Consider the following 9989-nt stretch of genomic DNA (forward strand, 5'->3'; position numbering starts at 1 on the left):
GCTAACAGCGCGCCTCACCCAGTCACCGTGTCGCTTCAGACCGGAGACATAGGCGCCAGAGCGGGCGTAGCTCAGGGGTAGAGCACAACCTTGCCAAGGTTGGGGTCGAGGGTTCGAATCCCTTCGCCCGCTCCAGTTTTCCCAATTCATTGGGAAAGCTGACTGTCCATCCCGAGGATGGCTAGCGTAGTGGTGTCACCACAAACATCTCCAATCTCTCAGTCATGACCTGCGGGCTTCCGTACGTGATGGTTTCGCCGTCGATGATCTCGACGCGATCGACCGCATGCCTGGTGTTGGCGACGCGTTCCCAGCCGACAGTGTCGCCGCAAGTCAGCGACACTCGCAGATAGGGCGCCACGCAAAGCGAACTGCGAGGAGCTGGCAGTGCGGCCAATGAGAATGCGCGGGGAGGGGCTGTGCGAGCCTCTGGCTCGGGCGCTGCCCGGCGAGGCTGTCGCCCATTCAAATCGCTAGAAGAAAAATGGTGCCCGGAGACGGGGTCGAACCGCCGACACTGCGATTTTCAGTCGCATGCTCTACCAACTGAGCTATCCGGGCACGTCCGGTCTGGAACCGGAAGAGGGTCCGACCTTGCGATCGGAAGGGCGCGTTTAGTCGGCGTCTTCGGCGCTGTCCAGCCCCGTTTGCGAGATTGCGCGTCCGGGGATGCGATAGCCTTCGCCCAGCCACTGCAACAGATCGCGATCGCGGTGCCGGCTCGAGCAGAACGGCTTGTACTCAGGCACCGCGGGCTGGTCGCAGATCGGGCATTTAACGGACGTGGCGGTCGTGGACATCAGGCGCTCTCCAGTTCGTGGACGACGCCCGTGCGGCGCGCGAGTTCCGCCAGCCACTCGGCGCGCGCCATGAGGCGTGCGTGGACGCTGGCAGGCAGGGTGTGGCGGCGCGACGCGGTCGGCGGGGTCCGCTCGAGCGTACGCAGCGTCGCGCGCACCGCGGCGCCGACCGGATCGGCGCGCAGGATCTCGGGGATCGACGCACGCGGGCGCGGGCGAACGATCTGCAGGAAGCCGAAGCCGTTCATCGCGGTGCGCTCGAAAGGGGGTGGCAGCGATTCGTCGATCGCGGTGGCGACGGCGCCGCGTTGCGCCTTGCCGGCGATGGTCGGGAAATCGATGCCGATCGACCCGCCGATCCCGTGCCGGCGAATCGCCCGCGCAACCGCGTGCGCGGCGGCGATCGCCAGCGCGTCGAGCGGCGGCGCGCCGTCCACGTCGAACAGCGTCATCGCCGGCGTCGGCGACAGACGCAGCGCGCCGAGCGGAAAGACGATCTCGCCGCTCACCGCCTCGTCGAGCAATTCTGACCATCCCGCCGCCTCCAGCGCATCGGGTTCGTGCGCGCGCGGGCTGAGGACGGGCAGGCCGGTCGCCACGAGGCGATCGTACAGCGTGGGGGCAGGGCAGGGCGGGGAATCGCTCGGGACCGCCTTGGCGAGCTTGGCGCGGCCGGATTCGGGCAGTGCCTCGCGGACGATCTCGACGATCAGGCTGGCACCTTGCGTGATTCCGGGGGGAAGGTGGTTGATCAGCGCGTCGCCGCCATCGAGCGTCACGCGGCCACGCCGACCCGGCAGCAGTTCGACAAGACGCGCGCGGGCGACGAGGCCGACCTTCAGCGCGCTATCGTCTTCGAGCTCGATCGCCGCTTCGATAATCTGGTCGTCCTGCACCAGCGCAGCGCGCGCTTCGCCGATGCCGGCTTCGTAGAGCCACACGGGCCCTGCGTCAGGCAAGCGCGACGCCAGCCGTCTTCAACAGCGCGCGCGTTTCGAACAGCGGCAGGCCGATGACGCCCGAATGGCTGCCCGACAGGAAGCGCACGAACGCCTCGGCGCGGCCCTGGATCGCATAGCCGCCAGCCTTGCCGAGCCCTTCGCCGCACGCGATGTACGCGTCGATCTCTGCGGCCGAGAGCGGCTTGAACGCGACGACCGTGTCGGCAATCCGGGTCCGCACCTTGCCCGCCGCGTCGATCACGCAGACCGCGGACAGGCAGTGGTGACGCCGGCCGGACAGCTTGCCGAGCAGGTCGCGCTGGATCTCCACCGTGTCGGCGGGGGGCAGGATACGGCTGCCGAGCGCGATCGTCGTATCGCCGGCGAGCACGATCTCGCCCTCGGCGCGCGCGACCGCGCAGGCCTTCTCGACCGCCAGGCGCAGCGCATAGGCGCGGGGTGGTTCGGCCTTGCGCGGGGCCTCGTCGATGTCGGGGGATGCCACGCGCGACGGCACAACGCCGAGCCGCGCGAGCAGATTGCGGCGGCGGGGCGAGGAAGAGGCCAGGACCAGCATTGGTGCCTCGTTAGGAAGCGGTGCGTGCCGGGGCACGCGCCTTATGATCTAAGCAGGGGTGCGGATGCACCCACGCGCTTATTTGAAGCGGTAGGTGATGCGACCCTTGGTCAGATCATACGGCGTGAGTTCGCACAGCACCTCGTCGCCGACCAGCACGCGGATGCGGTTCTTGCGCATCTTGCCGGCGGTGTGACCGAGAATCTCGTGGTCGTTTTCGAGCTGAACCCGGAACATCGCGTTGGGGAGGAGTTCCACCACGCGGCCGCGCATCTCGAGCAGTTCTTCCTTGGCCAAATATAATCTCTGAATTGGGGGAATTTCGGGACGAGCGCCCTTACCGCAGGTTCGCGAAAAAGGAAAGCACGGCCGAAGGACGGTCACAGGCCCGATGCCCATGGCCGCTGATCGGACTGTAAATATCGTCGTCCGGTACGCGGGAAACAAGGGCGCGCTATGCAACCCTTCGTCAGGATGACGGCGCGATTGCGATCACGACAGTCCGGCGCACTCACAACAGGCTCGCCTGATACACGGTCGCTTCCCGCGCGGCGCGACGGAAGGCGGCGCGGTCGACATTGGGGATGCGCGGACGCAGGCCCTGGAACAGATCGGCGAGAGTGAGGATCTGGAGCTTGGGAAACGTCTCGTCGACACCCGCGCGGTAGATCCCCACCGCGGCGGCGCGGCGCTCCATCTCGCGCGTCGGCTTGGCGTTCATGATCAGGATGCCGATCGGCGCCTTTTCGCGCGCGATCGTCGCGGCGAGCGTCTCGACCATCGCGGTGTCGGGGTTGAGCCCCCCCTTTACCGACACGATCGCGCGGTGCGTGACCATCTTGCCCGACGCGACGTCATGGTCGTTGAAATAGATCAGCCCGTCGATCCCGCCGTCCGCGCCCTTTTTCCGGCCGCCGAACGGCAGCGCGTCGACCATCGACACCGCCCACCACTGGAACTGGTATTTGTCCCTGAGCGCGAGGTCGTAGGCGGAGGCGAGATCCTTCGGCGTGCCCTCGACGGTGAAGGTGACGGCGGGAAACGCGTCCTTCATCCGCTTCTCGATCAGCGAGATGGCGAGATGCGTGACGTCGATTCCGATCCATTGCCGACCGAGTTTTTCCGCCGCGTGCACCGCAGTGCCACACCCGCAGAACGGATCGAGCACCACGTCGCCCTCGTTCGACGACGCCGCGATGATGCGTTCGAGCAGCGCCACCGGTTTCTGCGTGGGATAGCCCAGCCGCTCCTTGGAGACCGGCGCGATGATCGGGATGTCCCAGACGTCGTTCATCGCGACGCCCAGCGAAACGCCCGATTCCTGCGTCGGATTGCGGACACCGGCCGCGGTGAACGTGACCTTCTGCAGCGCGCCCTTCCAGCGCTTTTGCGAACTCGGCGAGGGCGGCACGGTAAGCGTGTTGAACAGATTGCCGGATTCGCGCTTCGTGTAGAACAGCAGGCAATCATGCATCCGCTGGAACCGGTGCGATACCGAGGGCCAGCGTCGATAGCTCCAGATGATCTCGTTCTGGAAATGGCGCTTCCCGAACGTCGCATCGAGCAGCAGCTTGAGATAGTGGCTCGCGGTCGGATCGCAGTGGAGATACAGGCTGCCGGTCGGTTTGAGCACGCGGTGCAACTCGAGCAGGCGGACCGCCATCATCGCCAGATACGCCATCATGTCGTTGTCGCCGAGGAACCCGCGCATCGCGTTCAGCAGGTCGAACGCTTTGGTGTTGCCGCTCCGCTGGACCTGGTCGAAGGCGTCCTCGGCACGTTCGTTCCAGTGCCAGGTATCCTCGAACGCCTCGATCTGCGCGTTGGAGGATTTGCCGTCGGGTTCCTTGAACAGGATGCCGTAATTGGCGTTCGAATTGAACGGCGGGTCGAGATAGATCAGGTCGACGCTCTCGTCGGCGACCTCCTTGCGAAGGACGGCGAGGTTGTCGCCGTAGAAGAGATGGTTTTCGGGCCGGTTTCGCATTGCTGGAGGATGCCGGGGCAAACCGGCGTTCGTCCAAGCGAGATGCATCCGTCGTCGATGGGTTTGCTCCGTACTGGCGCTTCCGGGGCGGTGGCCGCGTTGGATCCGGGTGGTCGCTACGCCGGATTATACTTCGCCAGGAACGCCCCCATCGCCTTCAGGAATTCCAGCCGGTCTTCGGCGCGCGTGAAATGATGGTCGCCGAGCGGCTGTTCGATATAGTCATAGGGCTTGCCCGCCTCCTTCAGTGCGGCGGCCATCATCCGCGATTGCTTCACCGGGACGCGCTTGTCCTCCCGGCCGTGGAGGATCAGGATCGGGATCGAGAAATCGGCGGCGCCGAACCGCGGCGAGACGCTGCGGTAATCTGGCGCCTGCTTCTTCAGCCAGTCGCCGCGCGTTTTGCCGTACAGGAACTTGCCGTCGTAGCGCTGCATCGCCTGCAGGTCGGACACGCCGGCATAGGAGATGGCGCAACGATACAGCGCTCCGTCGCGCTGCGCGGCGCGCATCGCCGCATAGCCGCCATAGGAGGCGCCGGCCATGCAGACGCGTTTCGGGTCGGCGATGCCCTTCTTTGCAAGGTCGACAATCGCGTCGTTCAGATCGTCCTGCATCTTAAGGCCCCATTGTCCTTCGCCGCGTCGTGCGAAGATGGTGCCGTAGCCGGAGGATCCGCGATAATTGGGCTGGACGACCGCATAGCCGGTCTCCGCCAGATATTGCGCCCACCAGTCCCAGTCTTCGGAGTCGCGCGCGAACGGGCCGCCATGCGGCAGCACGATCAGCGGCAGGTTCTTGGGGCTGTGGCCACGCGGCAATGTCAGCAGCGCCTCGATCTCGACGCCGTCGCGCGCCCTGTACCGGATCGTCGTCACCGGCGACAGCATGCGCCCCTTCAGATCGGTGTTCTGCCAGGCATAACGCTGCATCGATCCGTTGGCGGGATCGTAGAAATACAGCGCGCCGGCCTGTGACGGCGATCCGACCTGGACGAGGAATTTCGACCGGGTGCGATCCCAGGAGACGATCCGCGCGCGCCGCGTGCCGACCGCCTTGTCGACCGCGTCCTGGATCTCCTTCAGCTTCGGGTTCAGCCAGATCGTATGGCCGAAGCGATCGGTGACCGTGATGCCGTCGATATCGTCGCCGGTCGCGTTCTCGACGATCCCGTCGACGTCATAGCCGTCCGCGCCATACAGTTTCTTCCCGAGCTTCAGATCAGGCAGCGAAACCTCATAGAGTTCATCACGCCCCCCCGAATCATCACTTGCGATGGCGGTGCCGTCGGCGCGAAAGGTCATGGGAATGACGATGGTCTGGCTGCCGCGTGCGGAGGCGATCACCTTGAACGGATCGCGGTTCGTACTGCGGTAGAGCAAGGCTTTCTTTCGCGAATCGTCGTCGTAGCGATAGCCCATCCGGACGACGCCCGCGCCATCGGCATACCAGTCGAAGACGTTGCTTTGGCCGCCGGCGACGGTCTTCGTCCGGCCGGTCGACAGATCGACCTCGGCGACCTGCGGATACCATTGGCTTTCGCTCTCGATGCCGGTCTGTCGGGACAGCAGGATGCGCGGCGTGCCGTCGCTTGCCGTCCACAAGACCTCATCGGCGCGGACGCCGGAGTGCGTCCAGTCGATCCGGTTGACCTTGGTCATGTCGGCTTTGACGCCCAGCGTGCGGGTGACATAGATGTCCTCGCCGTACAGCACATCCTGCGAGCCGACACCGACCGCCAGCCAGTCGTCGCCGACCCAGCGCCACCAGTTGATGTCGACGGTTGCCCCGACCTTGACTGCCGCGAGCTTGCCGCCGGGGAACAACGGCGCGACGACGAGCACCTGCTGACCGCCGATCGCCATCTTGGCGGCGATCCGCGTACCATCGGGTGACATCTTCGGGTTCTCGATGCCAGGGAGCTTGGCGAAGGTTTCGACCGGGACGGGAGCGTTCGTTGCGGCAGGCGTTGGCTGCGCGGTGGAAGGAGCGATGTCCCGTGTCGGTGCAGGGACTGCGGTCTGTGCGGCGATCATCGCCGGAACGAGCACGCCAGCCAGCGTATACATGCGCCACGTCATAAATCTCTCCCCCCGGCCATCCCCCGACGACCGATCGCGCAGACTATCGCGTTCGATCACCGGGGCAAGAGGCGCAGGTGGAATGGCCTCGCGGCGCTGCAAGGATCCCGTCAAATTCGGCTGAGGTTACGCCGCTCTTACGTGACGGGCGGGGCACGAGGGATCGATCCCCCCGGCCGCGCCCGGCCCGTGTCACGCGGGTCAGCCGACCGCGCCGCCAGCCAGAGCGGCGAGCAGCAGCAAGGCGACGATGTTCGTGATCTTGATCATCGGGTTCACCGCAGGGCCGGCAGTGTCCTTGTAGGGATCGCCAACCGTGTCGCCGGTGATCGCGGCCTTGTGTGCCTCGGATCCCTTGCCGCCGTGATGGCCGTCCTCGATATATTTCTTGGCATTGTCCCAGGCCCCGCCGCCGCTGGTCATCGAGATCGCGACGAACAGACCGGAGACGATCACGCCGAGCAGCATCGCGCCGAGCGCGGCAAAGCCGGCAGCCTGCCCCGCGACCGCGGTGATGATGAAATACACCGCAAGTGGCGACAGCACCGGCAGCAGCGAGGGCACGATCATCTCGCGGATCGCCGCCTTCGTCACGAGATCGACGGTGCGCGCATAGTTCGGGCGGCTGGTGCCGAGCATGATGCCGGGGTTGGTGCGAAACTGCTCGCGCACCTCCTCGACGACCGCGCCGGCGGCACGACCAACCGCGGTCATCCCAAACGCGCCGAACAGATACGGGAGCAAGGCGCCGAGCAGCAACCCGACGATGACATACGGATTGCTGAGGCTGAAATCGACAGTGACGTCGGGGAAGTAGGTCGCGAGATCGGTCGTGTACGCGCCGAACAGCACGAGTGCGGCGAGCCCCGCCGAGCCGATCGCATAGCCCTTGGTCACGGCCTTGGTGGTGTTGCCGACCGCGTCGAGCGCGTCGGTCCGCTGGCGGACGTCGTCGGGCAGGCCCGCCATCTCGGCGATGCCTCCGGCATTGTCGGTGACGGGGCCGTAGGCATCGAGCGCGACGACCATCCCCGCCTGCGCGAGCATCGCCGTGGCGGCAAACGCGATGCCGATGATCCCGGCGAGCTGATACGCGACGATCACCGCGACTACGATGACGAGCGTCGGCAGCGCGGTCGATTCGAGGCTGATCGCGAGCCCCTGGATGACGTTGGTGCCGTGGCCCGTCTCCGACGCCTTGGCGATCGACTGGACCGGGCGGTGGTTGGTGCCGGTGTAATATTCGGTGATCCACACGATCAGCCCGGTCACGACGAGCCCGATCATCATCGACCAGAACAGGTCCATGCCGGTGAAGCTCTGCGTCAGCGACGGCGCGGCCTGCGTCGTCAGGTCGTCGGTGGCGGGATCGAGGAAGCCGGCGCCGCCGATCACGCGGTGGAGATCGCCGAGCACATATTGCGTGGCGAGATAGATTGCCGGGATCGACAGGACCGTCGAGGTGAAGAAGCCCTTGTAGAGCGCGCCCATGATGCTGCCGCCGCCGAGGCGGACCATGTACGTGCCGATGATCGAGGTGACGATGCACACGCCGCCGACGAGCAGCGGGAGAGTCATCAGCCGCATCAGCTCGGCGCCGCTCTCCTGGATCAGCAATGCGATAGAGATCATCGTGACGCCAAGCGTGACGACATAGGTTTCGAACAGATCGGCAGCCATGCCTGCGCAGTCGCCGACATTGTCGCCGACGTTATCGGCGATGACCGCGGGGTTGCGGGGGTCGTCCTCGGGGATGCCGGCCTCGACCTTGCCGACCAGATCCGCGCCGACGTCCGCCGCCTTGGTGAAGATGCCGCCGCCCAACCGCGCGAAGATCGAGATCAGCGATGCACCGAACGCGAGCGCGGTGAGTGCCTCGACGATGATCCGGTCGTTGGGGGCGTGGCCTGCGGGACCGGTGAGATACCAGAAGAACGCGCTGATCGCGAGCAGCCCGAGCCCCGCCACGAGCATGCCGGTGACCGCGCCCGAGCGGAACGCCATCGTCAGCCCGGCCTGCAGCGACGTGCGCGCGGCCTCGGCGGTGCGCACGTTGGCGCGCACCGAGATATTCATGCCGACATAGCCCGCGACGCCCGACAGCACCGCGCCGATGACGAAGCCGATCGTCGAGATCATGCCGAGCGTGAAGAGAAGGATCGCCGCGACGATGACGCCGACGATCGCGATCGTGGTATATTGGCGTCCGAGATAGGCCTTCGCACCCTCCTGGATGGCGGCGGCGATGTCCTGCATCTTTTCATTGCCGGGGGAGGCGGCAAGCACCTGTCGACTCGTGACGAACCCATATAGGACGGCGATGACGCCGCAGATCATGGCCAAATAGACGGTCGTCATACGGCGCTATCCCTTTTTCAGTTCCTCCTCCGGTCTCGGCTTTGCCGAGTCCCGATGTCCGGAGCCTATCAGTGCGGGGGTATTGCGCAAGTTATCCGCGCGGGGCGTGCTCATAGCCTAGACTTGCCGGGAGCGGGACGGGCGTGCCCGAGTCGTGGAGGGTAAGGCCCGCGCCGGTCGAGAAGGCGCCGATCCGCGTCGCGTCCGTGACGAACTCTTCGGGCGCGGCGAAGAGGAGCTGATAATCGTCGCCCGCAGTCGCCGCCGCGATCCGGTCGCCCGAGACCGCACGATAGGCCGGCGACAACGGCACGGCGGCCAGGTCGATCGCCACCGCGAGCCCGCTTGCGCGCGCCATCCGCGCGGCGTCGATCAGCAGGCCGTCGGACACGTCCATCATCGCGTGGACATGCGGCGCGAGGATGCGGCCATCGGCGAGGCGGGGCTGCGGGCGCCGGTACGCAGCCAGCAGTTCGGGTGGGCCATCCTCGCCGAGCGCGATGGCTAGGCCCGCGCCGGCGTCGCCGATCGTGCCGGTGACGTAGAGCGCATCGCCGGCGCGCGCACCGCCCCGCGCTGGCGCGGCGGCGTCGCTGCCGAATGCGGTGACGGTCAGGATGCGCGGCGCGCCCGGCGGCAGCGTGACGGTATCGCCACCGATGATCCGCGTGTCGAAGGCCGCGAGGATGTCTGCGAGCCCGTCGAGAAAGGCGCGGTCCCACGCGTCGTCGCGCAAGGGGTAGTTGAGGAGGATCCCTTCGGGGATCGCCCCCTTGGCGGCGAGGTCGGAGAGATTGGTCGCGACCAGCTTCCACGCGACATCCTGCGGCGGGTCCCTGGGCAGGAAATGCACGCCTTCGACCAGCGTGTCGGTGGTCACGACGAGCGGGCCTGCGTCGAGCAGCGCGGTGTCGTCGTTGAGACTACGCGCCGCCGGGTGGAGCGGGAGGCGGCGGAGCGCGGCAATGAACTCGGCTTCGGTCATGGTCTGCTCCCTCTCCCCTCCGGGGAGAGGGCTGGGGTGAGGGGCCGTTCCAGGCGCCGCACTGCTTGGCGGGGGCGCCCCCCCCCCCCCCCCCCCCCCCCGGGGCGGGGGGGGGGGGGGGCGGGGGGGGGGGGGGGGGGGCCGGGGGGGGGGGGGGGGGGGGGGGGGGGGGGTGGGGGGGGGGGGGGGGGGGGGGGGGGGGGGAGCGCCCCCCCCCCCCGCCCCCCCCCGCCGGCCGCGGCAGGCGGGGCGCCGCCGGG

The 9989-nt window shown here is 67.0% G+C and carries 8 protein-coding genes and 2 tRNA genes; 1 reads left to right on the plus strand and 9 read right to left on the minus strand.

Annotation, left to right across the window (positions count from 1 at the left end; genetic code table 11):
• The first annotated feature begins 60 nt into the window (after nt 1-60).
• Nucleotides 61-135 (plus strand) — tRNA-Gly (locus tag EV283_RS07040).
• Between the two features lie 350 nt (nt 136-485).
• Here EV283_RS07040 and EV283_RS07045 read toward each other — a convergent pair.
• The 9 genes from EV283_RS07045 to thiL form a co-directional block, all read right to left on the minus strand.
• Nucleotides 486-561 (minus strand) — tRNA-Phe (locus EV283_RS07045).
• A gap of 53 nt (nt 562-614) precedes the next feature.
• Nucleotides 615-800 (minus strand): DNA gyrase inhibitor YacG, encoded by a 186-nt coding sequence (gene yacG / locus EV283_RS07050; RefSeq protein ID WP_130323737.1) that lies wholly within the window; start codon nt 798-800, stop codon nt 615-617.
• Nucleotides 800-1759, minus strand: a complete 960-nt coding sequence (locus EV283_RS07055) for a ribonuclease (RefSeq protein WP_130323739.1) — start codon at nt 1757-1759, stop codon at nt 800-802. Before EV283_RS07055 ends, yacG begins: the two co-directional genes overlap by 1 nt.
• Nucleotides 1752-2318, minus strand: a complete 567-nt coding sequence (locus EV283_RS07060; protein ID WP_130323741.1) for a nucleoside triphosphate pyrophosphatase — start codon at nt 2316-2318, stop codon at nt 1752-1754. The genes EV283_RS07055 and EV283_RS07060 overlap by 8 nt, the downstream gene beginning before the upstream one ends.
• Before the next feature lie 78 nt (nt 2319-2396).
• On the minus strand, nt 2397-2615 hold the full coding sequence (gene infA, locus EV283_RS07065) for a translation initiation factor IF-1 (protein ID WP_031441079.1): 219 nt from the start codon (nt 2613-2615) through the stop codon (nt 2397-2399).
• 214 nt (nt 2616-2829) lie between these two features.
• Nucleotides 2830-4305, minus strand: coding sequence for a DNA methyltransferase (locus EV283_RS07070; protein ID WP_130323743.1), 1476 nt, complete (start codon nt 4303-4305; stop codon nt 2830-2832).
• A 116-nt stretch (nt 4306-4421) separates the two neighbouring features.
• Nucleotides 4422-6386: a S9 family peptidase gene (locus EV283_RS07075; protein WP_242615824.1), complete on the minus strand. Its 1965-nt coding sequence runs from the start codon at nt 6384-6386 to the stop codon at nt 4422-4424.
• A 201-nt stretch (nt 6387-6587) separates the two neighbouring features.
• Nucleotides 6588-8744 (minus strand): sodium-translocating pyrophosphatase, encoded by a 2157-nt coding sequence (locus tag EV283_RS07080; protein ID WP_130323745.1) that lies wholly within the window; start codon nt 8742-8744, stop codon nt 6588-6590.
• Between the two features lie 91 nt (nt 8745-8835).
• Entirely contained in the window at nt 8836-9729 is an 894-nt protein-coding gene (gene thiL / locus EV283_RS07085) for a thiamine-phosphate kinase (RefSeq protein ID WP_130324029.1), read from the minus strand.
• Between the last annotated feature and the right edge of the window lie 260 nt (nt 9730-9989).

This window comes from Sphingomonas sp. BK036, assembly GCF_004216825.1.
In the GTDB taxonomy this organism is placed as follows: domain Bacteria; phylum Pseudomonadota; class Alphaproteobacteria; order Sphingomonadales; family Sphingomonadaceae; genus Sphingomonas.